Source organism: Bombiscardovia apis (genome assembly GCF_033095945.1).
Lineage (GTDB): Bacteria > Actinomycetota > Actinomycetes > Actinomycetales > Bifidobacteriaceae > Bombiscardovia > Bombiscardovia apis.
On sequence record NZ_AP026800.1, the window covers coordinates 1,222,402 to 1,248,151 of the forward strand.

Sequence of the window (25,750 nt, forward strand, 5' to 3'; positions counted from 1 at the left end):
TAGAAATAGCAGCTGCAACACTAACTAAACTGTTGGCTAAGTCTGCAGACGATGCAATCAGCGAAAAGATGCAATGGTTATAATATAAAACAGCACTTTACGAAAAGCAATGGAAGAGCTCGGGCAAGCATGCATCAGAAACAATTACTCTAAAGCACTACCAGCGAACCGTTCCCTCTCATATAAGAAATTAGCAGTAACCTATCTACGACAGATCTGGGGTTATACGCCAAAATGTGTGCACATGGGTTCCTAGAGAGTTTTGCCAGTGGTGTGGTTGATTGGTTGGTACTGGTGCTGATCGGTGATTGTAGGTGTGACTTCTGAATGGTCTGAACCGGCAGAAATACTGGGTTAAGAAGCCGTTACGATACTTGTGTGGTATGTTGTGTGATTTTTTATAGCCTGGCATAGAGGCTACTGGTGGGCTGGTATATGCTAGAGGTTGAGACAGCACTTATGAACAGTGCTCACACATACTGGTACAAGGGCTTAGCCCATGGAAAACGCACACATTTTGGCCACCCTCGAAAGTCCCCTACACCACATTCGAACACACCTTAACCTTACTGGCACAAGGGCTCAGCCCCCCCCCCAAAAAAAACGCACACATTTTGGCGTATATCCCCAGATCTGCATGCTATTATATTTTGAGATACTGTTAACTCAAGCAGAAATTAATCAGTTAAACAAGCCAAGCGACGAGTTGCGCGATCAGTTGACATTGTTTAAGAAGTCATAGAAGACTTAAAATAATTATGGTTTTCACATTGGACTACGCATGTGAAGGCATGAAGACTAGATTAAACAAGGTCGACGTTGTTCAACACAGGCTGCCTAATTCACAGGGAGGCTACCAGAGAGCCCTCAGCATTGGTAGTGTGGGTCTCCATTCGTTGGGCGATTCGATCCCAAGCTGCATCACAACGCAATCAAAACCGAATCAAAATAACCAACATCTTAACCAAGCAAGGCTGCAGAAGAGAGGTCCAAATCGGATTCTAGAATCACATAGAAGTTCTTATAGATCTTGTTGAATTAATGCGTTGCTGAGCGACGCGAACATCACTTTGAATGCACTATTGCACACGAAGATTATTCTGCTCTACCGTGAGATTGAGCCTCGACTAGCTTTTTATAATATTTGCAACGATTCATAAGATCTGAGTGTCTACCAGAATCGAGCACTATTCCATCTTTAATAACTATAATCCAATCAGCTTCAAGGATGAGAGAGAGTCTGTGGGCTGAATACAAGAGAGTTGTATTTGGGAATCTGTTTCGTATAAGTTCAGATATTTCTCCTTCAGCAAGACCGTCTAAACTAGATGTCGGCTCATCCATGAGCAGTAGCTTGGGAGTTCTTATCAAAGCCCGAGCAATAGCTATTCGCTGTTTTTGTCCACCCGATAACGACAAGCCTGATTCTCCTACATGGCGGTCTAGTAGATTTTCTTGGCTTACGCCGGTAATGCACAAACCAACCTGAGCCAGAGCAAAGGTGATCTCTTCATCTGTAGCTGTTTGCTTTCCTAATTTAACATTATCTCTGATAGTGCCAGTAAGAATACAAGGTTCTTGCTCAACGAAAGCTACGCAATTCCTTAACTCTGAAATATCCAGTTCGGAAAGATTATTGCCATTAATAGTAATTTTCCCACTGGTCGGCATAAAGAATCGTTCCATCAGACCAAGGCATGTTGTTTTTCCTCCACCAGATTCTCCAACAAGTGCCGTAATTTTCCCAGCGGGTACGTTAAAACTTACTGCCTTCAAAGAATAATTTTGTCCAAGCGAATATTGATGGTATACATTGTTAAAACTAACAACCGGTGCTTCAATTAGTGTTACCGCGCAAGATCTTGCATCATTTTCTTCCTCTTCCATCATCATGAATTCGTCAACTCTCTGCGCGCCGACCAAAGCTTGCTGGAATTGACCTACAGCAGAAGCTATCGATGTAGTTGCTGATGAAAAATAGGAAAAGTACATCAGAAACATGACAAGAGTAGCAAATTCCATGCTGCCAGAAGCAACTTGATACGCTCCGTAAAGGATAGCAAGGACATTACCAAGTTGGGATAGGATTTGAGTAATCGGACCTAAACTGCTATATAGATAGATTAATTTTTTTCCAGAATGGAATGCCTGCGATATCGTATCATAGAGTTTCCTCTTCTCTCCTTCTATAGCATTATATGCTTTAAGCATTCTCATTGCAGAAGCTGACTCTTGTATATTTAAAGTCATACCCATTGATGCGTCCTGCACGTCATTTTGCCACTTTTTGATTGGCTTAGATACAACAAATACACACAATACAGAAATAAAGGATGGAACGATAATTATTGCAAAAAACAGAAGATTGATTTTAACCAAAGCCGTCCCAGATCCTACGAGCAAAATCGCAGACTGTATGATTCCAAGAAATTGAATGGGAATCGACTTTATCAATGCAGCGTCGCCTGCAATTCTCTGGGAATACCATGCGGGAGGTTTGACTTCACGATCAAGTAACCGCATACGGAAGAATTTTTCTACCATACGGTTTCGGGTTGAATATACCTTTTGTTCACCTATTTTACCTATTAGAGCCTGCTGAACGGCAGCTAGCATCGCTCCTAATATTGCGAGAATTCCCAGAATCATCGCAATATTGGTTACAGATATCTTCTGCTGTACTCCAGCTATTAAACACCCACTCAGCGTGGGCTGCGCTAGAGTTAAAATCTGGTTTATCACCCCCAATATTAGGCAGAAAAAATATATGCCTGCATGTCCTTCAATGTACTTCCATATAGAATGAGAATTCTTCATCTCGTACTCCTATCCCAAAATACAACATAGGTGGAATCCGGTACCGACTTTACATTGTAGATTCATAGATATCAGAAGGGCTATGAAAATCATTTGTGGTGGTCTACCAAACCTTGCTAGACGGTCTTTAGTCTTACTGTCCTTTATCTTGCATAGCACAATTCTCTAAAATAGACAATCCCAGGAAAGGCATTCCACACTTGTGAAGCTCTGGAATAAGTAACGTGTTGAACAAACCTTCTCGCGTGTTTAGACCCACCAACTCAGTACGTTTGACCGTGCCTTTCTATAATCGACGATTGAGTGAGTATGGCAGTCTCTCTCATTATCTGCAGCTATTGAAAATGAATAACTTAGCACTTTCGAAACGCCAGCCTTGCGGTAAGCTTCATAAACAGATGATTGCTGAATCTTGTTATCGTCAACTAAATATAGATTTATGGAATCCGCCATAGAACGTGTCCACTCGCAGCCATCTTTAATTACAACTTCGGATAGCAGGATTAGATTTGCGTTAACCTTGTATCTTTCTACTGCTCCAGTAATTAGCTCTTCTATAGCTATTTTCGAACCATAACAGGCAGACATGCCCAGAGAAAGCAAATGACCCGTACTGCTCAGTAAAGGTACTCCAGCAGCAATAATATCTCGCGTAATATCTACTCCATCTTCTCCGCCGTCACCAACGATCGGATAGCATAACTCGGCAGGCACCGGCAAAAGAGGGGGGTTCGCACAAATTAAATCAAATGTATCGCCAGATAACGCACTTGAGCTGTCCCTAATACTTGTGTTCAAAACGCGATATTGCGCTTCAAGACCATTCAGAACGGCATTACACCGCGCAAGCTCAGCAGCAACTGGGTTGATTTCAACTCCTGTTACACTTGAACAACCCATTTTCGCGCAAACAAGTCCTTGTATACCGGGACCTGAACAATAATCGAGAACTCGTTTACCAAAACCGCAATATGCTGGTAATCTTGTCACAAGAGCTTCCGAATCAGTGCCATAATATAAGGGCTGACGCCCATTGGGAAAATCAGCAAAATAGAGTAGTCCATGAATTGCATATAGACAGAGACCGTTCAGATAAATTCTGTCATTCTCAATCGTCACCAATCCTGCTGTCTGAAGTTCGCGAAAGGGTTCAATTGTTTCTAAGATCGAATCGTCAATGACAATATTTCCCCCGTATAGCAATAAGGAGCATATTTTTTGAAGATTAGCGGGAAGAGATCTTATCAGCGGCAGTAATTCTATTGAGGCATCGTTTGTAGGAGAAACTGAGGATGTTAAATCTATATAACCAGCATTTTCCAGAGCTTCAAATATCTTTCTCCCTGCAGCGGAAGGAATGGCGTTATGATCAAATATTCTTAGCAATCTCTGTACCATATTAACGTACCGCTTCCTTCATGATTTTCATAGCTGCTGTATCAGCAAGAATTTGATTAAGATTCGCGTAAAGGATTTGTAACAAATCATTATTAGTCGTTACTTCTTCGCAGAGTTCACACACAGGGTGAAATTTCTGTCGGATAAACTCATTATCGGTTCCTGTCGCTAGTTGATAAAGGTAAGCAGGACCCAACACGCCTATAGCATTTAAAAGTGCTTGCTGCTCGCTACTAGGGCGGGGGATATCAACCCCACCAGTTTTTTTAAAAACTCTTCCCAACGATAGTACGTTGTTCCCCTCAGCATTTATTCCGCAGCAAACTCCTCCTGTTCCATCAGCCATTAGTGTAATTGGTCTAAAAATCCCGTTGCATCCACCGAAGAGCCCAACACCAGATTGATTATCTTCGAAATATTGGTTTTTAAGTCTGCGGCCTCTTCCTAGCCTAGCGATTTTTGTGTTGGATATTCCGTAAACAGTTCCATCGGCCGATCTATCAGGCAATTGGCTCCTGCCATTACTTTCCTCAAAAATGAGTGAACCAGGTTCTCCCAGAAACTCCTTGAGCATATCTGCTGTGACTTTACTGCGAGGACCTCTGCACACAGCAATAAGAACAGTTTCGAACCCTTTGTGTTTAGAAGCGTTCCATGCGCGCTTAACATTATCGAGAGGAACCCATACTGCATGAAAATCATCAGTTGAAATATTGATTTCAGATAATCCTGCATCTCTCAGGTCATTTATAATTTCTTCCGATTTACTATCATCAGTTGCCCAGTATGCATTTGTTACAATTCTAGTGCTCAATCCAGTCTCAGAACAGTACGCTATCGCTTCAAGAAGTTCATCACCAAGGAGGGTGGACTCGCCGCCAGTAAAGACAACCACTTTCAAAGGATTAGAAGAACGCACAAAATCTATATACTCAATTATTTCCGAGCTTGTTAAACGTTCTTTACGCTCGGGACCAGATTTCATTAAGCAATGAGCGCAACGAATAGGGCATTCATCTGTAGTTGCTATAGCGAGTTCATATACAAACTTATTGGAATAAAGACGCAAATTATCATGTTCACCACCAGTGGAAACTACCATGTTTCCTCCTTCCACGTGTTATAATATTATGGGGTCAGAATGCTGCCAATTACCGGAATTGAATCTTTTATAATAGGAACCATCCGTCAACTAACTCTAGATCATAGATTCTTATCTATTGTTCAATTCGTTGCAGAGTCGATGATTCTGGCGACTTTTCCTCATTAACGACACCGTCGACTAGTACTAATCCTTCAGATACTCGCTCAATGTCAAACGAAATTTGAAATTCTTGAAACTGTCCCTTTTTACCAAGCGCTTGCTTCCGCAGAGTACTACGCACTATAGCTCGTTCTCGGCTTTCACTTAACCCTCTACTCTCGAAGAGCTTATGTAAATCTGAATTTAGATATTGCTCAGAGAAGGTGATGGGGAGCTGGACCCGATCAGACATTTCAACACCAGGGTTGCCATATCCGTTTGCATTAACACGATAGTTAGCATTAGCCCCATAGTGAAGATTAGCACCCCACCATGCATTAGCCACCCAGTTGACATTTGCTGCAAGATTGAAATTAGCCACTACATTCGCCAAGATACCCCAAAATGGCTGAATCTCTGGTTTTTCATCTACTGCAGCAGGAGCTTTACTTTCTACAGGTTTTAACCCCGTCAGCGCTGACTCTAGCACAACAAGTCGCATACCTTCTGGCGCAGTCATAAGATAATCACTCAGATAAGTCAAATCTTCACTGTTATCAGTTAATCTGAAATCCAAGTCTACTGCTTTTAAGAAGTTCGAGGGATCTTGCTCGAACTTATTTTAGCCTGATCATCAGTTAAAATTAATTCCCGTATTTCTCGTAGAGACTCTACTATATCCCGTGAACTGTCTGATTTTACATTCATTGCAATCCTCCTGTGTAAAAGTTCCAGCGGTACAGCCCTTCTTCGCACTTTCTACCAGCACAACAGTCTAAGCATAGCTCATTATACGCTAATCGCGAAATTGGATTACTGCTTTACTACTGGCCATACTGGGTTTCTGAACCGATTAAAAATAAAAGAATTCTTCGATATACTTATTAGTAAACCATCAACGGCAGAGGTGTTATGAAATCGAAAATTAATGCTTGCAGTATCGCAACATTGGCTTGGTCAACTATTGTGTTGCTTTTCGCTGTGCTTAAATTCCGAGAATCGAGCGGTCCCGTAGCTTTACATTGGAATATGCACGGAGAGGTAGATCGTTGGGGCTCGATTAATGAAACACTTGTAATACCAATTTCCCTGTTCATTTTAACTCTCTCCGGCATATCTATTCAGCCAGTCTTAAAAGAGACACAAAAAAATAGTGTAATTACAGACGTAATTACACTAATCCTTCTCGGATCGGATGGTTACCTTGGCGCTCTTTGCACTGGCTTATCAAGTGCGCATACTGATCCCAATAATAGAATATGGCTAAACTCAGGTAATATTTTCTTACTAGTTGTTTCGACATCTTTTCTATATTTTGCCTATAGTGCGTCAAGATCTCGACGAGTTGTAATGCCTGGGGTTAACGGGGTCGGTACCTGTCTCTTCGATTTACGGTCGAAAAAGATCCGTACATTCTGGAGCGTTTCGCTGTTAGTAAGCGGTGTCGTCGGAATAATCTTATGTTTCATTTACTCAGCAAATGACCCAGTTTTGTCCATTGCTGGTGGCATTCCTGGTCTCTGTATATCAATACTCCTCTTCGCAAGTGTACTCATTACGATTGCACTTTCAAATACTGTTTTAGACAAATACTAAGCCTAAGACTAGTCCATTATTTTATTCTCTTGTTACTTAACAAATTGGTTTACGTAAGTCATTTCCGTCGTACAGGGTTTATTCAGGTCTAGAGTCGTCGTTAGATGGATTGATTGCGTTTGGGTTCAGCTTCGTAAGCGTTGTTATTCTCTTTGGTTACTATAGAGGAGGACATCTCTGCAAGTGTGTGTTGGATTGATGCCACAGTAGAAGCTTATTGAAAGAGGCAGAGTTACCGACCTCCATCTGAGTCTTCACCCATGAGAGTTAAGATGACACCGGCTAGGATTTGTGCAGGTATGAGCTGTTCAGATGCTCAGCTCGATCGTTGTCCGCGGGTATCATCGTGCTTGTATTCTAGGTCGAGCAGATTGGTGTTTGCTGGTAGGCTATAATTGGTGCGCTTATAAAATCAAGGACAACTTAGTTTGTACCGTACTTTAAACCTAAAGTTAGACTCCATTGAGAATTCCATGAATGATACAGGCTTGGAGATAATTTACTCCACCATTTTCTGATGATTCTCATTAAATTTTGGCCATTAACCCTAAATTTTGTGGGATCCGTCAAGCGCACCTTCAGCAATTCTATTGTGGAGTATCCCGTATATGATGAGGTCTGCAAATAGCCAGTATCCGAACAGCTGAGTGGGCCGATACCAATCAGCCAGACGGGCCAAACTACCGTGGTAGCCCGCAGCCGGTAGGGTTTGCGCCAGCCAAATAGCAGTCAGCCAAGGCACAAGACCCGCGAATACTATCTTGCAGCATAGTTCGAGCATGAAAGATGCGAATCCGGCCCAAACTGTTGCCCTGCTCTTAGTCTCGCTTTCGACAGGCTCGGGCAAAATACGGTAGGGTAACGGAGCCTTGGGTTCGCTTGACTCTTGGCAAGCCTCCTGCTCTGCACCATCCGGCTTAATCGCTTCGAGAAAGTCGAGCAGCTGGTCTTGAAAGCTCTTGCCTCCCTTATCGCTGTTGTCCAAAGCCCCCACCTCCCCTAGTCTTTACTCTCATTCTAAGCACAGACCGAATCACCCAAGTTCCCCCGCCCTTCACAAGCCAATGTATGCCGAACTCGGCAGAGCCTCGTGCAACCATGGTATTGCCAATATCGAACGCATATATCAGGAGATCAACAAATACCCCAACACCACAGACTAGCGGACACACATTTTGGCGTATACCCGCAATACAATGAGGCATACAAAATCGCACCCAACTGTCGCAGAGAGGTAAAGGATACACAACTGCTATCTAGACATTGAGCAATACACCGTACATCAAAAAACTAACAACACGGCTGGTATCTTATCAAATATGTTTTTTCCCTCTGGAGCAACACCAATCAGCCCATTGCTGGACAATGTTCTTAAAAAGCCTAAGACATCCACAGCGGTTGAAGATTTGCTCTCTATAATTTTTTCTACTTCATAAACAGGTCGAGTTCCATCCAATAGACGAACAACATCAGCACCTATAGGCGGAATTGCAAGAAAAGTCGAACCTGTCCCCAGAATATACGATCCGTCTTTTTCTTCCGTCAAACTTAAAGAAGATAGATCAACCCTATCTCCAGCATTTATCTCGGGCTCTGCACCATTCATAATAAAGACTCCATGAGCTTTTCGGTGAATCTTTCTATCGCAACCGGTTTTATAGCCGACACGCGAGGGCTTAGATAAGCTAACTCAGAAAGAAGCGATTTATAATTTGGAAACTCTGCATTTAGCGAGCTTTTCTTCATTTGTGAATATTGAAAAGCCATGATGCAGATACGAGAGAGATAAAAACTATTAAATGATTTTTCAGACGTATTCCACTGCCGCTTGATCTCCTCTTGCAGGAATGAAAAATCACTCTCTTGCAATATGTAATATTCATAAGGAGAAGAGAGATAGACATTCGACCCCGGTCCACCGCTACCTTCGAAAACTCTGTCTAAATCACGCATAAAGATAGACCAAAAACTTTCAATATCGGCTATCTTCCGCGAACGGTCCAAGTGCAAATCACTTTCAATCCGAAAAGCTGGAAGTTCCGACACTATGGAAGAGCTATAGTCTCTAGCGTATTCAAAACTCGCAGCTCCACCGATATCATCGGGAATGGATCCTGCTGTCTTCTTTAGCCAATCAATCTGTTTAGCGGCATAAGGTAGCGAAAAAGCCCCAGGTCTATAACTTCGCTGTATGGCACGGGTGGTTCTTCAGCAATATCAAGTCCAGACAGCTGTAATGCCTTGGATAAATCCCTGGCTTTATCATGTAAACCTTGCGATATATAGCAATAAGCATTACCAACAATGCCGTTGTGTAATGAGATCAGACGTTGAGGATGAACTTCATCAAGTAAATTCTTGATTATCTCAGTTTCCGGCAAGCTTGAACTGTGCTTATAACCCCCAGATTCGAGTGGGAAATCCCATTCCACTTGCCTGTTTGCAGCAGGCCTGTACCAGCCGTTCACCATTTCAACTATGCTGTCCGCATTTAGGAACCAGTCTTGATTTCTAATTGCACCATCAATATCCCAAACAGGAATAAGAAACCAGAATTCATTGCCCTGATTCTGAAACTGCTCCGCCTTACGAGCTATTTGCATCATCATGACTTGAGACAAAGGTTCATTTGGATGTGGAAAACCCATGATTAAATTCGATACTTCCATCCTAGGAAGCAAAAACGAGATTATGTTTCTCCCCTCGGCACTCTTGCCAAGCACCTTTTCTTTGTAATCGACACCGAATAATGCAAAAGCGTTTCGAAGCTCCTGAATATAATTGGAAATCCTCATATATGACATTCAAACCGTCCCTTCAGTTTTGCCGCACACTGGACATGATAAGGATCGCAACCATTGGCTGGTTGTAGTCGTATAATCATTTCCATTCATCATCAGTGTTTTGCCAATAAGCCCGGGGGTCGCATAACCAGAAACATATCTAATGACCTCATCAACTGTAACAGCAGAAATTGCCATGCACAGCGGGCCAAATGACGGTGTGACAATATCGGCATTCATCCGAACGGAAGTATTAGTTGTTGGCAATTGAGCCCTTTGGCATTCATAGCAAGGGGAAAGATAAGGAACAACCAGAGGTCCGGCTAGCCCCATATGCTCAGAGAAACCTGCAAAAATAACCGGAATTTTTTCCTCAATACAAGCTTCATTGACTACACGCTTTATCAAATCTGGAGGATTATCCATTGTACAGATTACGCAATCGGCACCTTCAATCACTTTCTTCGCATCCTCAGTCGTATTCATTGCTTTATTTACCGTTCGGACGTGTAGGTCATTCCTGATCTCATTTAGATTTCTCAAAGCTGCTGAAGTCTTAAAACTTGAAATATCTTTGTTTCTGTACAGAAACTGTCTGACAAGATTTGTGTCTTCAACTTTGTCACAATCACAAAGAATGAGTCCTTGTATTCCACTATTTGCTAACTGTAAAGCACAATTAGATCCAATACCGCCAAACCCCATTATTGCAATTGTGGAAGAAGCAAGTTTTTTTGCACAGCTTTGTGCACTTATTCCTGAATGAAGGTTCAACATTGAAAAGTACAATTGCTGCCTATTGTACCGATCTGCATTTGATAATTCAGATCTATACACTTCTACATCCACCAATACACCAGCGTTACAAAGTTGTTGTATCGGCCACAACCATCCCCGAATAGTCGTACCTAACATTATTAACAATAACGAAGTAATTGTCAATACTATCTAATCAGATTCGACCAGCTGACTAATTAATTGAACCGCTTTCCCCATTCCGTCTAAGTCTGGGTTAAGAACTTTGTACGCATAATCGAACGTTTGAATAAAATCACCACGCATAACTTCTTCTATTAGTCGCCTAAGCTGCTTCGAATCATCTCCAGCAAAAGTTGGTAGCCCCAGGAAAGACAAACGATTAAAAGCTTCGATTTCATATAGTTCTCCCACTTCAGTTCACAGACATCTCTGATAATGAGGGAGTTCCACCTTCATAAAAACCGTCTACAATATTGGTCTCGTCATAGATTCGGGCCTTTTTACTTAGGAATCCCACCCATCAGATAATGCTTCTCTCCCCCACTGCTGTTTGGGGATTATAAGAACTTACAAGCTTTTTCCGACGTTTGTCTGGAACACCTTGTCTTGGGCTCAACCGCGCAGATCCTGTACTTTATACTCAGAAAGCACGAACCGGCCCTTTACTATTGTAGGTTCATCATGGGATTCGGCACATTAGGCAGCATCCTCGGAACCGTAGCCAAAGGGCACACTCAAACAACCGCAAAATGTTGATACTCCCTGTTCTGGGGTTACTCATGGCCTGCTCATATCGGCCTGTCTGCACACCGGTTTATCCGACAACAAACACAGTTGAGTAAAAGAATAATCGGCAAGTGTCACGGAAACTCAGATGGCGCTTCTTCTTAGTAAAGCGGTAGCGCCATCTGAGTATTGTGGCCCCGCTGAGGCACAATCTGCTTATCGGCATGTTCTCTGCACGGAGACACCACCGTGCTGTTCAGATTTGGAGATCCTGGCCGATTACCTCCGCCACCTCCCCGGTGCGGTTGGGCCATAGGTCCGCGTAGGTGTCCTGGGTCTCGGTGGCCGAGGCGTGGCCCAGTACGGCCTGGAGGGTCTTCACGTCCCGCCGGCCTTGATGGCCAGGGAGGCGTAGGTGTGGCGCAGGGAGTGGATGACCAGGCCCTCTATGTCCTTCATGCCAGCGTCCTGCAGGGCCGGGGCCCACACCCGGTTCCGCCAGTTTGCGGTGTTCTGCCTTCCTCCCCAAGGCCCGCGCAGCAGGTAGTCCTCGGGACCATGCCCGTCCAGCAGGGCTTCGACCCTGGGCAGCAGCTGGCTGGGAATCGGCACGAACCTGGTCCTGTTTCCCTTCGGCAGAGTCTCCACCAGGAGGTAGTTGGCATCGACCGACTGGGTGCGCAGGACGTTGATCCGGTTCCGGCCCAGATCCACGTCCCCGCACCGCAGGGCCAGGGCCTCGCCGATGCGCAGTCCCGTGTACGCGAGCAGGTAGACGACTGTGGCGTTGGCCTCGTCCATCTGCCCCGCGATGGTTTTGATCTCCTGCGGGGTCAGGTATATTCGCCGTTGGACGGCCCTGTTGTGCGACACTTTCGCCTTCCCCTGCTCGTCGGCGAACATCGCCAACGAATGCTTCGCGGAGGGCGGGGGCTCCATCTTCGTGCAATGCCCGTCCGCCGTCGTGACCTGGGCGTACTTCAGCCACTTGTCGTGTATCCATGCTTTTGACATACCAGCCTCTATGCGTCAGACAACAACCCGTTCCTATTAGCGATAACCAGCACCAGAGCACGGCGGCGCACGCTGACGCATAGGAACAGGTATGAGCGAAACACAGAAAACGACGAACGACAATCCGGCCGCGACGCCGGCCGAGGCAGCGGAGATCCTCGTGATACCAGTGAGCCCGCTGAACGCATGGAGGGCGCAGAGAACCGGGCTTCCGTATGTGCATATAGGGCGCCTGGTCAGATACCGGCCCGAGGATGTTGCGGACCTGATACTCCGCAACACGGTACGGCCGGAGTGAGCCTGAGGGGGGGGGGCACCCTGCTTATACGATGTGCCCGAAATGAGCCCGATTCCGAAAACAAGAATGGTCCCGAGGCCGTTAAGCCTTGGAACCATTGTCTTCTCGTGCGCCAGACAGGATTCGAACCTGCGACCTGCTGATCCGTAGTCAGCTGCTCTAATCCACTGGGCTACTGGCGCATGTCGTCTTTGCGATTGCTCACTGCGACAACTCATCTATAGTAGCGCACTTTGCCCTCCTCATCAATACGGAGTGTCGTATAGACCTACCACCCTTATTTATAATTATGCGAATATTATGCGTGCATCTGTATATTTTATGAATAATTATCGACTCTCACATCTATACCTTGTATATAACCTTTTACCACCATAGGGGAATGGGGAAAAAGTTATGCAGCTGGTGTCTTGGAAGGTAACGCCCAAAATGGCGCGGTATCGCCAAACACACATATTCAGTCAAAGGAGAGCTGATATGATCCCTAACCTCACCCTAACCGACGGCGGAACCATACCAACGGGCACATACGGACACATCGAAGCCCGCGGTAATGTATGTATGGAACCAGGAGTTCGTTTTCGCACCATGAATATCGACGGCGACCTGGTGGGCAGCGATATGATTGGCAGCTCTCTACACCTCAACGGCAGCCTGCACTTGCCAACCGGCAGCCTGCGAGTCTTCAACCTGCACGGGCGAGGACGCGTTCTAGGCCAGGGAGACATCTATGCCGATTGCATTGATATAGAAGGGTTGATAAACACCGAAGGGCGCATCATAGCTAAACGCTATCTCAAATTTTGCGGCCTCATGGAAGGCCAGACCAATATCGTATCCCGAGATGTCAGCATACTCGGTGTAATTCACGTTGAAACGCTCCTCGCCTCACACGTGCGAATCGAGACCATGCACCCTAAAGTAGTGCCACTCAAAGATGTAAAATGGATGGTGCGCCATAGCGAAATAGGCACCTTAATCTGCCACTATGCCGAGCTGCACAAGTGCGGATGCAATTTAGTACAGTCAAATATCATAAATCTTCGAGAAGGTACGTTCGTCTATGATGCCGTATGCACAGACACCATCACGACAGACAAGAAATCGGCAGCCGTTATGACCCTAGGAGGTGCCAAACGCTTGCACGTGGCCGGATATTAAGTCTGGCACAAAATCCAATAGATACGAGAGCTGAGAGATTTAATTCGCTTACTCTTCAGCCGGCAGACTGAGCCAGAGTAAGTATTCCTCATTGCCGTGCATACCCGCAATAGGCGACGGGGCTTGGCCTCGCACCAACAGCCCCTCGCCTAAGGCACACGTTTTCACCCGCTCAAGTGCTTCCAACCGGCGGGCCTCCTGACGGACTACACCACCGTGTCCAAGCTTGCCACGACCAACTTCAAATTGAGGCTTAACTAAGAGTAGGCAGTCAGCGCCCGGTTGGGCAATGCGGGCGATTACCGGAATAACGTATGTCAATGAGATAAACGACACATCGGAGACTATATAGTCAGGGGCAAAAGGCAAGTCTGCCGGCTCAACCTGTCGAATATTGACACCGCTAAGCTCGCACACGCGCTCGTCTCTTGCGATGCGCTCGGCCAGCTGATCATGGCCAACGTCGAGAGCAATAACACGCTCGGCCCCCTGCCTCAGCAGTACATCGCTAAAACCGCCTGTGGAAGCGCCTATGTCTAAACACAGCTTGCCCTGTGGACTTGGCAGCCCCAAAGTAGAAAACGCTTCCAGCGCGCCGAGGAGCTTAAAAGCGCCACGAGATACGTAATCTTCGCCTTTGTCGACGCTGAGCACATCGCTGTCGGCAATCAAACGAGACGGCTTCGTGCAGACCTCACCGTTGAGCAGAACGGCTCCGCGCTTAATCAGTGCAGAAGCACGGGAGCGCGACCCCACTAACGCGCACTCAACTAGGGCCTGGTCGAGGCGAACAGGCTCACTTGATGGTTCGGCATCGTACATTGGCATAGCGGTGAAGAATCCTCTTATTCTGCGGCGTGAAGCTGCTCTTGCAATTGCGCTAGGACCTCACGATAGAGGCTGACCTGCTGGACGAGAGCTTGTTGAGAAATATGCGCCAGTTGGGGAAAGCGCTCCTTGAGAAGCTCTTCGCTGCCAGTAGGCGCACCGGTAGCTGGACCACCTTCTGGAAGATGATTCTGCTCTGCCATACTGCCCCTCCCCTACTCACTTATGTGAAACACCGGTATATCTATGCGGCTCATATCTACGCCAGCGTCCGTCGCTTCCCAGCATGCGCAAGCAGCAGCGCGCACGGCATCTAGTTGGAGGAGCGGATCTAGCTCTTTGCCAGCTGCATCGTGAGCAGAGAGTTGCAACCGTCCGTCAACCACTTGGGCAGTGCACGAGCAACAGACCCAACTGCCATTTGGTGCTTTGACCGGTTGAGGCTGTGCATCTTGCAAGCCGCGCAAATCGGCCAGAATATAGCTAGGCCTTAACCGTACTTCAGCTTGAAGGATTGCCTCAGGCGTTGCCACACCCGTAAGCACTACAGCGCTGTCGTAACCACCCTTGTAGGCAGCTTCGATATCGGTGTCTAATCGGTCTCCGATGGGCAGGCAGACCTGGGTTACCATCGGTTTCCCGTCATCTGAAAATAGGCCGCGCGCCACGTCATACAATCCTGGTTCAGGCTTTCCGGCAGAGTCTTCGGGCTCCTTACCACTGGCCGCAATGACCGGAAGTTGCATAGCTCCGTTGCCGGGCGCTATGCCGTCTTCGCGAGGGATAGTCAAGTCACGATTTGTTACAAAATACCGGGCGCCGTTTTCAATGGCATAGGCAGCCTGAGCTAAATCGTTGAGTGTAAGCTCGGGATACCACGATTGAATAACAGCTTCAGGCTGGTCGCGGTTTGATTGCACAACTCGCAAATCGTTTGCACGCAGCTCATCGCGCAAATGGTCCGAACCGATGACATACACTGCTGCCCCAGCTGGCAGGTGCTTCCTAAGCATACGAGCACCCACCGTAGCCGAGGTAATCACCTGACTATCGCTGAGCTCTATGCCGTAAGAGCGCAGCTGCTGAGCCACAACCGAAGGATAGCGCGAAGGATTGTTCGTAGTGTAAACCATCTGCATGCCATGGCCCGAAGCCATTGAAATGGCCTGAGCCGCATGCTCGACTGGCTGCGAACCCCTATACACTACTCCGTCTAAATCGAGTAGAGCTAAACGGTAGGCTTGACTCAGCGCCTCCTGGCTCCCCTTGAGATAGCTAACACTCATGCTTCCTGCTCGGAATCCTTGCTAGCGCCATCTGCGCCCTGTTCAGTCGACGCTGAAACCTCGTTAGCTGAAGTCTGATCGGACGGATCGAGAGCCGGCACCACTAACTGGACCGGCGTCTGAGTTGCTTCGTCGCTCACTTCTTCTTGAATAGCTACAGCTTGAGGCTGATCTGATTCGAGAGATTCGGCAGTCGACTCGGTAGGCGTCGTCTCTTGCTCAGCTTGCTCGTCAGACTCCTGCGAATTCTCTGACTGAGCATCTTGATCAAGAGTTTCGCCAACTGCTACCTCTTCAACAGGTTCGCTTGTATTTTCTGCCTCATCTGCATCATCTTCATCGACAGGCTCATAGCGGTGCTGCTTGTAATATTCCTTCTCGGTAAGAATATCGAGACTTTCAAACATGGCATCATTAGCGTGCTCAAGGTCATTGTCGACGATGATTTCCATCTCGGAGTCTTCATCATCGTCCTCGTCAGCGTATTGTGCCTCCAGCTTGTCGAGGAGCGAATCCAAAGACTGGGCCTGGTCGCTATGGCCGGCCTGGTCCAAGAAGAATTGTTCGGCTTGCACTGCCCGCATCCGGTAGTCTCCGTTAAGCCCCTTGGCGCCAGCCAGCTGATGCACGGTTTGAACAGCCTGATCGAACAGGCCCAAATCAGCCAGAGCACCGGCATAAACCAAGAACATCTCAGCCTTGGACTCACCACGCAGGGCCTTGGCTTCGTAGCTGGTTGCCTCTTCAATAGCCTTGCGGGGATTACCCAAACCGCGTTCGCAATCGGCGATAAATGGTAGATAATCCAAGTATCCGTTCATACGGAAGGCAGTCCTAAACTCGCGCAAAGCAAGCTTGTAATCGCCCTGACGGTATGCAACCAAGGCCAAGGTCTCACGAGCAATGTCTACACGTGAAGCCTGACGAGCTACCCACTTAGCATGGTCCAACGCCCGGTCCGGCTCGCTCTCTTCCAAAGCATAAGCGGCGAGGATGTGCAAACCGATATTTTCGGCATGCTCCTTGCTTAAACCGCGTAAACGCTCTTTGTCGTCTTTGGAAAGCATGGACCACTCCAAGCCCTTAGGCATGGACGGTTCGCCTGGACGCGCATCCGTATATGGATTCTGAGAAGGATATGAGACCGTACCGTCGGAATTGCGCCTTGGGCCGTCCTGGTAGCTGTTATTACGGTCGAAATTGCGGCCATTGTTGCGACGGTCTTGTCCGCTGCGCTCTTGCCAATCTCTGCGGCCTGAGCCCTGCCTGCGATCATCACGGCGGAAGTCACGGCCTTGCTCGCCACGGCGATCATACGAACGGCCGCCATCGCGATGCTGGTCACGGTCACGGTAAGAATGACCACGCTCACCTTGGCTGTTGTGGTTGCGACGGTCTTCCCACTTGCTGTTGTCTTTGCCACCGCGGTTGAATCCACCCCTGCGGTCATCGCGACCGTTGCGGTTGTAACCACTCTGGCGATCATCGCGATCGTGACGCTGATAACCACCGCGACGGTCGTCATGATCACGATGCTGATAGTTACCGCGACGGTCATCATGGTCGCGGCGCTGGTAACCACCCTGGCGATCATCGCGATCATAACGCTGGTAGCTGCCACGGCGGTCATCGCGCTGGCCGCGGTCATCCTTGTTGAAACGCTGGTAACCGCCCCTGCGCTCACCACGGTCTTGACCTTGGTAACCGGAGCGCTGGTCATCACGGCCCTTATAGCCGCCCTTGCGGTCGTCGCGACCCTGGTAACCAGAACGGCGGTCGTCGCCATTGCGGTAGTTTGAACGATGCTCGTCGTGTCCGCGGTATCCCTGCCGGTCATCCCTGCGGAAATTGCCTTGCGATTTCCGCTCAGAATAGCGGCCCTCACCGGAGTCATTTCCCTGATCATTGCGGTCGTGGGAACGGTAGCCGGAACCACGGTTACCATAGTGATCCCCTCGGGAACCACGGCCCTTAAAACCGCCGTGGCCTTGATTTCCGCGATGAGATCCACCCGAATGTCCATAACCTGAACCGCGGTGGTTGCCGCCTTCATGTCCGCGGTTGTTCCTAGCTTCGTCTGCCATATCAATATCCTCAAATCTTCAGGCCTTACACTTCGTGCGCAAGACCTCTGTTACAACGCTATGCTGTTATTAGTTTTCGTACAAAAGATGGGCATTTACTGCTTTTCGAGGGCGCCTAGGGCTTTCTTGCCTCGCCTCACCAAAGCAAAACGGCCGCTCAAGAAATCAGCTTCTTGCAGGAGTTGGTCCTGGTCACTCACGCGCTCATTGTTGAGATAGACACCGCCCGACTTGATAGTCTTGCGGGCCTCGGAAATCGAGCTAAACAAACCAGCCCCTACCGCGGCATCAACTAACCTATCGCCGACCTTTGCTGCAGCGAAGCTCTTGTTGCCCTCGCTGTCGTCAATCTTCAAACCTTGGAGGGCACCCTCAAGCGCATCGGCATCTAAATCAGAGAGCTGGCCGCGCCCAAAGAGCGCACCTGCTGCGTCTACAGCACCTTGGGCAGCCTTGTCTCCGTGAACGTAAGATGTGACTTCCCAGGCCAGAACTCGCTGAGCCTCGCGGGCACCAGGATTGGCATTCACTTCCTCTTCCAAACGCTCAATCTCAGTCTTAGTGAGGAAGGTGAAGGTCTTTAAGAGCTTGACGACTTGGTCATCGGGCTGGTTAAACCAGAACTGGTAGAAGCGGTAAGGCGAGAACATTGTGGGGTTCAGCCAGACAGCATTGCCCTCTGACTTGCCGAACTTCTTGCCCTGTGCATCGGTAATGAGCGGGCTGGTCATGACCTGAACAGCCTTACCACGCACCTTACGAATAAGGTCTAAACCGCTGGTAAGGTTGCCCCACTGATCGCTGCCGCCCAGCTGAAGCTGGCAGTCGTAGCGGTCAAACAATTCTAGGAAATCGTTACCTTGCAAAACCTGATAACTGAACTCGGTAAAGGAGATGCCTTCTTCTGAATTCAGCCTGCGAGACACAGTGTCTTTAGCGAGCATGGTGCCCATGCGGAAGTTCTTGCCAATATCTCGCAAAAAGTCGATGACACTCATGGAGCCGGTCCACTCGTAGTTGCTCACAAAGCGCACTGGGTTAGCGCCTTCAGTAGCTAAGAAACGACCAATTTGCGCTTGAAGCTGGTCCGCCCAAGCTGCCACCGTCTCCTTAGGGTTGAGGGTGCGCTCGCCAGACTGACGGGGGTCTCCAATCAGACCAGTAGCGCCACCAACCAAAGCGATAGGATGATGCCCGGCTGCCTGCAAGTGACGCATGTTGAGCAGCTGCACCAAGTTTCCCACATGGAGGGAAGGCGCTGTAGGGTCAAAACCGCAGTAGTAGGTAACTTCTTGATCGCTCAGTTTTTTGTTGAGCTCAGCTTCATCGGTGCACTGCGCGATGAGCCCTCGCCACTTGAGCTCGTCAAAGAGCGAATCGAAGCCCGCTTCCTTGAAATCAGTGACCTTAGCCATAAGATAGTTACTCCCTATCGAATTCAAATATATATCTAATACGACGGCTTCATTCTCGCAGGTACGGCAGACACAAAACCGCTATTTCGCAGCGGCTTTAGCACCGTTTTCTTGCTTATGCTGGGCCTTGGCAGAAGACTCACCGGAGGTGATATTAATCAGCCACTGAGCCCGCTCCGCTGCTTCTTCGTCGTCGCTGGTAATGACGAGTACGGTATCGTCGCCAGCAATGGTGCCTAATACACCGACTATTGGCTGACGATCGAGCGCGCTTGCTGCGTATTGTGCCGCCCCAGAAGGTGTGCGCACAACTAAGAGATTCTTTGCTTGCTTCACTGAAGTAATCAAGCCCGTCAGCACGCGAGACAAATACTGGTCAGTCTTGCTGGAGTCGGCGGCGTTGGTCATAGCTAAAGACGCCACTTCAAGTAAGCTCTGATCGCCGGAATCGGGTATCCAATAACCGATCGCCCCGTCTGGGTAGCGCATCTTGGCTGCGTGAAGCTCATCGAGATCACGACTGAGCGTAGCCTGAGTCACGACAATATCTTGTAGGGATAGCAGGCGGGCTAGTTCTCCCTGAGAAGTCACTATCCCCTGTCTTACTATTTGACGTACGGCATCGAGCCGGGCGGCTTTATTCGTAGGTCGCATAGGCTTCTCCTTAACGTAAACTGCTCCCCAGTCTACGGGCGTATTTCGACAGCCTTGCGCAAACGGTCAAGCTGCGCAAGTTCCCCCAGTAACACTAGTTACAAAAAGCTCGGGCTACACCAGACAGCTATGCGCTTATCTGGTCGCCTCCAGTGCCGCCCGTATTGGGCATGACCTGCATCATTTGCTGGTAGAGGTCATCAACAGATATGCCAGACATTGCCATCCATAGAATCATCAAGCTGTAGAGCAGGTTAATAACAACTGCTGCCACTGCTAAGCCGAAACCTTTCATGTGGAAGGTGCGGGTACGGTGGATAGCAATAGCACCCATAAAGGCTGAAATCAGCGGTATTGGGAAACAAATGGCCATAATGAGCGAGAGCACAGCGTAAGGATCCCAGTGACCATAGGCAGGATTCTGCTGAGGGTCGTCAAGGTCAATGCCATTGATAATATGCTTGCCCCTGTTGGCTGCTCCCGGATTACTGGCCTGCTGAAAGGGAGGCTGCTGCATATTTCCAGGCTGAGCGTAAGGCTGGTAGCCCTGTCCCTGATTCTGCCCATTTACCTGCTGAGAGCCCGTAGGGATTACCATTGGCTGACCCGGCTGATTGGGCTGAACCGAAGCCGACTGCCCCTCTTGAGGCTGGGCAGCTTCAGGCTCTGGCTGACCAAAAACATAAGGATTCCAACCTGGATACTGGTTGGAAAGCGCGCCGTATTCGGGCTGCGTTTGCTGCCCGTACGCCGGTTGCTGGGGCTCAGTAGAGCCTTGTGCGGCGTTGTAATCGCCAGCTGGTCTGTTCTGCTGAGTATCCGTAGTAGCTCCTTTTGTCTTGCTGAGGCCAGTCTATACCGTCAGGCTCGTAGTTGCGCTCCCAGCGAGGCGGTCTGTTCAACAATCGCCTGGCGAAGGTGCTCGCTGTCCTCTGAAGTAAGTGTGCGGTCTGGTGCTCGGAAAGTCACGGCGAAGGCTAATGACTTAGCACCCTCACCTATCTGATCTCCGGTAAAGACATCGAAGAGCTCGATAGTCTCAAGCATGGGCCCACAGGCCTGCTCAATGGCTGCGGTCAATTGGGCAGCACTCACTGAGTCAGGAACAGTGAACGCTAGATCCTGTTTTACCGGCGGGAAGGTCGAAATGGCCTTTGCCTGCAAGGGCTTAAAGTCGATGTGGTCAAAGACAGCATCAAGATCGAGCTCGAAGGCTGCCGTATGCTCGGGCAGGCCGAGGGTATCCACGATGTGAGGATGAAGTTCTCCAACCACGCCTACCGGTGAACCCCCCATAAAGATTTGAGCCATGCGGCCCGGATGCCATTGGACTGGAACTGCCGCTGGCTCAGGCTGTTGAAACTCATAAGTTGCCCCTAGACGATCCAAGACACGTCGTACGCTCTCAACAGCATCAGACCAGTCAATAGCGCGTTTATCTCCCAGCCAGCCATCTTCAACGGCCAATCCCGAAAGTAAGGCAGCCACATGGAGCTTCTGCTCGGGCAGGCCTGCATCTAGTTGAGCAAGCTGCTCGTCGGTCGGCCGCTGGCCACCAGGGAGAGCTGGAATCGCTGGAGCATTTGGATCGTTCTTGAAAATTGACCCGAGCTCAAAAATACGGACATTTTCATTGCCTCGGCGGATATTTCGCTGAGCGGTATTGGCCAAGGGTAAGAGTAATTCCCGGCGCAAGTAAGGCCTGTCAGCAGCCATAGGATTCGCTAGCTCAACACTGACTGGCTTAATCTCGTCAATGTCGTAGTCGAAGACCTTAAAATCAGCGTCACCCACGAACGGGTAGTTCAACACCTCGGTGAGACCGTATTCAGCTAAGGTATCGGCTACCCAACGCTGACGACTCTGCTCAGGAGTTAATCCAACCGCTCCTGCTACGTGAGGAGAAGGAACGTTGACCGGAATCTGGTCATAGCCCACCAATCGAGCAACTTCTTCGACCAAATCGCAGGGCTGAACTAAGTCCGGCCGCCAGCTCGGTGGAGTGACCCTGAGTTCGTTTTCGCTAACAGACTCGACACTGCATCCGATATCTTCGAGCAGGGCAACGATGGTGTCTCGGTCAGTATCGAGATCTACTAAACGCTTTACAGTGCTCACAGGGAAATCGATTGCAGCCGGCGATTGGGTGCTATCAATATCAATTGCCACCGAATCGGCTTGAGCCTGGCCATACTGAGTTAGCAAATCGACTGCCATTTGAGCAGCTGCCGGCTGTATGGCGTAGTCAACGCCGCGTTCAAAGCGACGAGAAGCCTCAGAGGGCAATTTGTGCCTGCGTGCCGAGCGTGCAATGGAAACGGTGTCGAAGTGAGCAGCCTCAATCAAAATGTTAGTAGTCTCGTCGGTAACTTCGCCGTAGAGACCGCCCATCACGCCCGCTATACCAAGCACACGAGAGCCGCGCTTGCCCTCAGGCGAATCGGTAATCAGTAAGTCCTCAGGACTCAGCTCACGCTCTTTGCCATCGAGGGTAGTCAGGTGCTCACCCTCTTGAGCTCGGCGTACCACAATTGGGCCTTCAATCTTGTCCAAATCGTAGGCATGTAAGGGCTGCCCCAAGTCGAGCATGACATAGTTAGTGACGTCAACAGCCAGAGAAAGCGAGCGCATGCCGGCGCGGATAAGCCTGCGACGCATCCAATTAGGGGTAGCGCTAGCAGCATTGTATCCTCGCACTGCACGCAGATAGTAGCGGTCGCAACCCACCTGGCCGTAGATGGGATTACGGTCGTCAATCTCAACCTGCACGGGAGCTTGGCTCGCGTCAACCTTAGCGTCAATCTTAGCGTTGAGGCTTTCGACTGGGTCTTGGTAGCTAGCACCAGTCGAATGATGGAATTCACGGGCCACACCGCGATAGGACAGGGCATATCCACGGTCTGGAGTGATGTTAATTTCCAAGAGAGGATTGTCGAGATGCAACAATTCCATCGCATCGTCGCCGGGCTTCAACGCTTCATATTCTTTTGGGGTGAACCCATACTGGCGAAGGAGGATAATGCCGTTGTGGTCAGAACCGAGGCCTAGCTCACGCTCAGAAGCACACATACCATCTGAGATATGTCCGTAAGTCTTGCGCGGTTCAATCTTGAAATCTCCGGGCAGAACAGCGCCAGGCAAAGTGACAACCACTTTTTCGCCGGCCGCCATGTTGGGAGCTCCGCAGACGATACCACGAGGAACCTTATGGCCCTCATCGTCTACGGCATTGTATTGCTCACCCACGTCAACATGGCACCAGTTAATGACCTTGCCATTCTTCTGCGGTTCTGGCGTAGCGTCAACTACGTAGCCCACCACGATAGGGCCGGTAACTGAGGAGCGGTGAATCTCTTCCTCTTCCAGACCAACCTGAACCAAATCTTGAGCCAGCTGCTCGTATGACAACTCAGCTGGTACCTGAACGTGCTCCTTGAGCCAATCAATGTCTACCATCGGCATCGCTGATCACTCCCCCATCACAAACTGGTCGCTGAAGCGCACGTCGCCCTCTACCAGGTCGTGCATATCGTTAATATCGTGGCGCAAGAGCAAGGTACGCTCCATGCCCACACCAAAAGCAAAGCCGGAGTATATTTCCGGATCAATATCTGCAGCCCGCAGCACGTTGGGATTGACCATACCGCAGCCGCCCCACTCGATCCAGCCGGGGCCACCCTTCTTATCAGGGAACCACAAGTCCATTTCAGCAGAAGGCTCAGTGAAAGGGAAGTAAGAAGGACGCAAACGGGTACGAGCACCTTCGCCAAACATAGCGACAGCCAACTTATCGAGTACACCCTTCAAGTCGGCCATAGTCAGACCTTTATCTACGGCAATTGCCTCACACTGGTGGAAGACAGGCGTGTGTGTAGCATCGAGCTCATCGGTACGAAAAACGCGTCCTGGACTGGCAATATAGAGTGGCACACCACGATTTATGAGACCGCGCACCTGATCTGTCGAAGTCTGCGTTCGCATCACCAAATTGGACCCCACAAAACCGGCAGCATCCTTGGTTTGATTGCCCTTAACGTAGAAGGTGTCCTGCATCTGTCGAGCAGGGTGGTCCGGGCTAAGATTGAGCGCGTCGAAGTTATACCATTCACTTTCAACTTCAGGCCCAGATGAAATCTGCCAACCCATTGAGACAAAGAAATCCTCAACGTCTTCCATCAGCTTAGCCAGGGGGTGTCGAGCGCCGAGCGGGCGACGCTCAATGGGCAGAGTCATGTCGACCTGCTCGGCTGCCAACTTGCTCTGTTCGGCTTGAGCTTGCAGCACGTTCTCTTTGAGGCCATATGCTCGGCCGAAATCAGCCTTGAGCTTGCCCATAAGCTGGCCAGCACCCTTTTTAGCTTCGGGAGGCAGCGAGCCAATGGCGCGACTGGCTTGGCCCATTGCAGATTCGGCACCCGCAAATTGCGCCTTCAGGGCCTTCAACTCCTCCAGAGTGGAAGCGTTGCGAATTTTCTCAATACCCTCGGCGACCTCGTCGGTGACTGCCGCTGGATCGAATTGCGCATCTGCCAATTTGAGCCCTTTCTACGCGAGCGCGAACCCGCAAAAACTGCTATCTACCAGTCTTTTCGCTGTCTTCACATTCTCCCAAGACGACTCGACATAGCCAGGGAATATAGGAGGACCGCTGCCGACATCGCTAAGTTGAGCGATTCAGCCTTGCCGTATATGGGAATGGAAACGATGCTGTCGCTGCGTTCCAACAGAGCAGTAGGCAGCCCGCGAGCTTCGTTGCCAAAGAGCAGGGCTAGCCCAGATGCTGCTTCTTTACTTTGGGCCAACATATCAGGCAAACTCACCGGAACGCGGTCACTGGTGCCATACACATCTGCAGCTACTACCGGAAGCTGCCTAGTCTGCACCCAAGTGAAGAACTCATCGGTGGAGACCTGAACAACTGGGATATGGAAGATAGAACCGGCAGTAGCCCGCAGGACTTTGGGGCTAAAGGGGTCAACGCAGTCATCTACCAAAAGTAAGGCTTGCAAACCTGCAGCATCGGCCGTGCGGATAATCGTACCCTCATTGCCCGGGTCGCGAACCTGCCACAGGGCTGCAACCTGCACAGATTCTGCCTGTCCAGTCTGATCCTGCGGCAACAACAAACTATTGGCCTGCACTTGCAAATCTTCTAACCTACCTACGGCAACAATCCCCTGTGCATCCTTGCTGATGGCTTGCATAGTGCGGGAGCTGACGTAGTGAATGTAGGCCCGGGGCGCTGCTTTAAGAGCAGAGTTGCGAATCTGGGCTGCTGCGGTCGAAACAGGTTTCATTCCCGCATCCGGCTCGACCTCCACGTAAATGTCGAGCAGGCACTGAGGCTGGCAGGCTACGGCTTCGCGCACACACTGCGGTCCTTCAATCATAAAACGCCCGTAGCGTTGGCGGCGACGGCGCTCACTGAGTTCAGCAATTCGGCGAATACGCTCAGAGCGAGGATTGTCTATAATTTCACGGTATTCAGGCATAGCTTCCACTCTAGTGAGCAGCCAAGCCAAGCAAAACGCAGAGGGAAACTGACCGGCACAACCTTACTTACACAAGGCCAGCGCTCAACGAACAAGCAGATGGAGCAAGCGGTGAGTGTGTGATATCTCACGAAAAGAAGCGGCCCCTTCGCCTTGGCAGGGGGCTGGGCAAGGACTAGGCTTAAAGTACAAGCCA

22 protein-coding genes and 1 tRNA gene are annotated in these 25,750 nt (G+C 49.3%); 2 read left to right on the plus strand and 21 right to left on the minus strand.

Going from position 1 to position 25,750, the window contains the following annotated elements:
• Positions 1–1,095: 1,095 nt before the first annotated feature.
• The 11 genes from R8377_RS04825 to R8377_RS04875 form a co-directional block, all read right to left on the minus strand.
• Positions 1,096–2,817, minus strand: coding sequence for an ABC transporter ATP-binding protein (locus R8377_RS04825; protein WP_317642362.1), 1,722 nt, complete (start codon positions 2,815–2,817; stop codon positions 1,096–1,098).
• Positions 2,818–3,066: 249 nt separating this feature from the next.
• Complete coding sequence (locus R8377_RS04830; RefSeq protein ID WP_317642363.1) at positions 3,067–4,215, minus strand: methyltransferase; 1,149 nt, start codon at positions 4,213–4,215, stop codon at positions 3,067–3,069.
• A gap of 1 nt (position 4,216) precedes the next feature.
• Positions 4,217–5,317, minus strand: a complete 1,101-nt coding sequence (locus R8377_RS04835) for a radical SAM protein (protein WP_317642364.1) — start codon at positions 5,315–5,317, stop codon at positions 4,217–4,219.
• Positions 5,318–5,432: 115 nt separating this feature from the next.
• Positions 5,433–6,035 (minus strand): hypothetical protein, encoded by a 603-nt coding sequence (locus tag R8377_RS04840; RefSeq protein ID WP_317642365.1) that lies wholly within the window; start codon positions 6,033–6,035, stop codon positions 5,433–5,435.
• A gap of 1,566 nt (positions 6,036–7,601) precedes the next feature.
• Positions 7,602–8,039, minus strand: coding sequence for a hypothetical protein (locus R8377_RS04845; RefSeq protein WP_317642366.1), 438 nt, complete (start codon positions 8,037–8,039; stop codon positions 7,602–7,604).
• A 297-nt stretch (positions 8,040–8,336) separates the two neighbouring features.
• Positions 8,337–8,660 (minus strand): hypothetical protein, encoded by a 324-nt coding sequence (locus R8377_RS04850; protein WP_317642367.1) that lies wholly within the window; start codon positions 8,658–8,660, stop codon positions 8,337–8,339.
• Complete coding sequence (locus tag R8377_RS04855) at positions 8,657–9,058, minus strand: hypothetical protein (RefSeq protein ID WP_317642368.1); 402 nt, start codon at positions 9,056–9,058, stop codon at positions 8,657–8,659. Before R8377_RS04855 ends, R8377_RS04850 begins: the two co-directional genes overlap by 4 nt.
• Positions 9,059–9,180: 122 nt before the next feature.
• Positions 9,181–9,858 carry a M14 family metallopeptidase gene (locus tag R8377_RS04860; RefSeq protein ID WP_317642369.1) on the minus strand — a complete coding sequence of 226 codons (678 nt, stop codon included), beginning with the start codon at positions 9,856–9,858 and terminating at the stop codon, positions 9,181–9,183.
• On the minus strand, positions 9,859–10,779 hold the full coding sequence (locus R8377_RS04865) for a HesA/MoeB/ThiF family protein (protein WP_317642370.1): 921 nt from the start codon (positions 10,777–10,779) through the stop codon (positions 9,859–9,861).
• Between the two features lie 921 nt (positions 10,780–11,700).
• Positions 11,701–12,336, minus strand: a complete 636-nt coding sequence (locus R8377_RS04870; protein ID WP_317642371.1) for a tyrosine-type recombinase/integrase — start codon at positions 12,334–12,336, stop codon at positions 11,701–11,703.
• Positions 12,337–12,742: 406 nt separating this feature from the next.
• A tRNA-Arg gene (locus R8377_RS04875) sits at positions 12,743–12,816 on the minus strand.
• A gap of 295 nt (positions 12,817–13,111) precedes the next feature.
• Here R8377_RS04875 and R8377_RS04880 point away from each other — a divergent pair.
• Complete coding sequence (locus R8377_RS04880) at positions 13,112–13,795, plus strand: hypothetical protein (protein ID WP_317642372.1); 684 nt, start codon at positions 13,112–13,114, stop codon at positions 13,793–13,795.
• Positions 13,796–13,843: 48 nt separating this feature from the next.
• Here R8377_RS04880 and R8377_RS04885 read toward each other — a convergent pair whose 3' ends face one another.
• From R8377_RS04885 to R8377_RS04915, 7 genes are all read right to left on the minus strand, one after another.
• Positions 13,844–14,623, minus strand: coding sequence for a TlyA family RNA methyltransferase (locus R8377_RS04885; RefSeq protein WP_317642373.1), 780 nt, complete (start codon positions 14,621–14,623; stop codon positions 13,844–13,846).
• Between the two features lie 17 nt (positions 14,624–14,640).
• The gene (locus R8377_RS04890) at positions 14,641–14,826 is read right to left on the minus strand and encodes a hypothetical protein (protein WP_317642374.1); all 186 of its coding nucleotides are present in this window, start codon (positions 14,824–14,826) and stop codon (positions 14,641–14,643) included.
• A 12-nt stretch (positions 14,827–14,838) separates the two neighbouring features.
• Positions 14,839–15,909: an HAD-IIA family hydrolase gene (locus R8377_RS04895; protein WP_317642375.1), complete on the minus strand. Its 1,071-nt coding sequence runs from the start codon at positions 15,907–15,909 to the stop codon at positions 14,839–14,841.
• Positions 15,906–17,993 (minus strand): helicase, encoded by a 2,088-nt coding sequence (locus tag R8377_RS04900; protein ID WP_317642377.1) that lies wholly within the window; start codon positions 17,991–17,993, stop codon positions 15,906–15,908. Before R8377_RS04900 ends, R8377_RS04895 begins: the two co-directional genes overlap by 4 nt.
• A 95-nt stretch (positions 17,994–18,088) precedes the next feature.
• Positions 18,089–19,408: a tyrosine--tRNA ligase gene (gene tyrS, locus R8377_RS04905; protein WP_317642378.1), complete on the minus strand. Its 1,320-nt coding sequence runs from the start codon at positions 19,406–19,408 to the stop codon at positions 18,089–18,091.
• Between the two features lie 81 nt (positions 19,409–19,489).
• Complete coding sequence (locus R8377_RS04910; RefSeq protein ID WP_317642379.1) at positions 19,490–20,062, minus strand: arginine repressor; 573 nt, start codon at positions 20,060–20,062, stop codon at positions 19,490–19,492.
• A gap of 127 nt (positions 20,063–20,189) precedes the next feature.
• Positions 20,190–20,660: a hypothetical protein gene (locus R8377_RS04915; protein WP_317642380.1), complete on the minus strand. Its 471-nt coding sequence runs from the start codon at positions 20,658–20,660 to the stop codon at positions 20,190–20,192.
• Here R8377_RS04915 and R8377_RS04920 point away from each other — a divergent pair.
• Positions 20,660–20,833, plus strand: a complete 174-nt coding sequence (locus R8377_RS04920; RefSeq protein ID WP_317642381.1) for a hypothetical protein — start codon at positions 20,660–20,662, stop codon at positions 20,831–20,833. The genes R8377_RS04915 and R8377_RS04920 overlap by 1 nt on opposite strands.
• Before the next feature lie 90 nt (positions 20,834–20,923).
• On the opposite strand, the gene pheT is transcribed toward R8377_RS04920, so the two are convergent.
• The 3 genes from pheT to R8377_RS04935 all read right to left on the minus strand — a co-directional run bounded on the left by pheT (position 20,924) and on the right by R8377_RS04935 (position 25,554).
• On the minus strand, positions 20,924–23,518 hold the full coding sequence (pheT, locus tag R8377_RS04925) for a phenylalanine--tRNA ligase subunit beta (protein ID WP_425604987.1): 2,595 nt from the start codon (positions 23,516–23,518) through the stop codon (positions 20,924–20,926).
• A 12-nt stretch (positions 23,519–23,530) separates the two neighbouring features.
• Positions 23,531–24,595 (minus strand): phenylalanine--tRNA ligase subunit alpha, encoded by a 1,065-nt coding sequence (gene pheS, locus R8377_RS04930; protein ID WP_317642383.1) that lies wholly within the window; start codon positions 24,593–24,595, stop codon positions 23,531–23,533.
• 65 nt (positions 24,596–24,660) lie between these two features.
• Positions 24,661–25,554 carry a TrmH family RNA methyltransferase gene (locus tag R8377_RS04935; RefSeq protein WP_317642384.1) on the minus strand — a complete coding sequence of 298 codons (894 nt, stop codon included), beginning with the start codon at positions 25,552–25,554 and terminating at the stop codon, positions 24,661–24,663.
• Positions 25,555–25,750 lie beyond the last annotated feature (196 nt).

What these genes read in the sequence shown, in the direction of transcription:
- R8377_RS04830 (WP_317642363.1), bottom strand. Translation starts at nt 4,215, where the DNA reads ATGGTACAGAGATTGCTAAGAATATTTGATCATAACGCCATTCCTTCC.
- R8377_RS04910 (WP_317642379.1), bottom strand. Translation starts at nt 20,062, where the DNA reads ATGCGACCTACGAATAAAGCCGCCCGGCTCGATGCCGTACGTCAAATA.
- R8377_RS04880 (WP_317642372.1), top strand. Translation starts at nt 13,112, where the DNA reads ATGATCCCTAACCTCACCCTAACCGACGGCGGAACCATACCAACGGGC.
- R8377_RS04885 (WP_317642373.1), bottom strand. Translation starts at nt 14,623, where the DNA reads ATGCCAATGTACGATGCCGAACCATCAAGTGAGCCTGTTCGCCTCGAC.
- R8377_RS04895 (WP_317642375.1), bottom strand. Translation starts at nt 15,909, where the DNA reads ATGAGTGTTAGCTATCTCAAGGGGAGCCAGGAGGCGCTGAGTCAAGCC.
- R8377_RS04915 (WP_317642380.1), bottom strand. Translation starts at nt 20,660, where the DNA reads ATGGTAATCCCTACGGGCTCTCAGCAGGTAAATGGGCAGAATCAGGGA.
- R8377_RS04935 (WP_317642384.1), bottom strand. Translation starts at nt 25,554, where the DNA reads ATGCCTGAATACCGTGAAATTATAGACAATCCTCGCTCTGAGCGTATT.
- R8377_RS04860 (WP_317642369.1), bottom strand. Translation starts at nt 9,858, where the DNA reads ATGTCATATATGAGGATTTCCAATTATATTCAGGAGCTTCGAAACGCT.
- R8377_RS04850 (WP_317642367.1), bottom strand. Translation starts at nt 8,660, where the DNA reads ATGAATGGTGCAGAGCCCGAGATAAATGCTGGAGATAGGGTTGATCTA.
- pheT (WP_425604987.1), bottom strand. Translation starts at nt 23,518, where the DNA reads ATGGTAGACATTGATTGGCTCAAGGAGCACGTTCAGGTACCAGCTGAG.
- R8377_RS04825 (WP_317642362.1), bottom strand. Translation starts at nt 2,817, where the DNA reads ATGAAGAATTCTCATTCTATATGGAAGTACATTGAAGGACATGCAGGC.
- R8377_RS04870 (WP_317642371.1), bottom strand. Translation starts at nt 12,336, where the DNA reads ATGTCAAAAGCATGGATACACGACAAGTGGCTGAAGTACGCCCAGGTC.
- R8377_RS04890 (WP_317642374.1), bottom strand. Translation starts at nt 14,826, where the DNA reads ATGGCAGAGCAGAATCATCTTCCAGAAGGTGGTCCAGCTACCGGTGCG.
- R8377_RS04900 (WP_317642377.1), bottom strand. Translation starts at nt 17,993, where the DNA reads ATGGCAGACGAAGCTAGGAACAACCGCGGACATGAAGGCGGCAACCAC.
- tyrS (WP_317642378.1), bottom strand. Translation starts at nt 19,408, where the DNA reads ATGGCTAAGGTCACTGATTTCAAGGAAGCGGGCTTCGATTCGCTCTTT.
- R8377_RS04835 (WP_317642364.1), bottom strand. Translation starts at nt 5,317, where the DNA reads ATGGTAGTTTCCACTGGTGGTGAACATGATAATTTGCGTCTTTATTCC.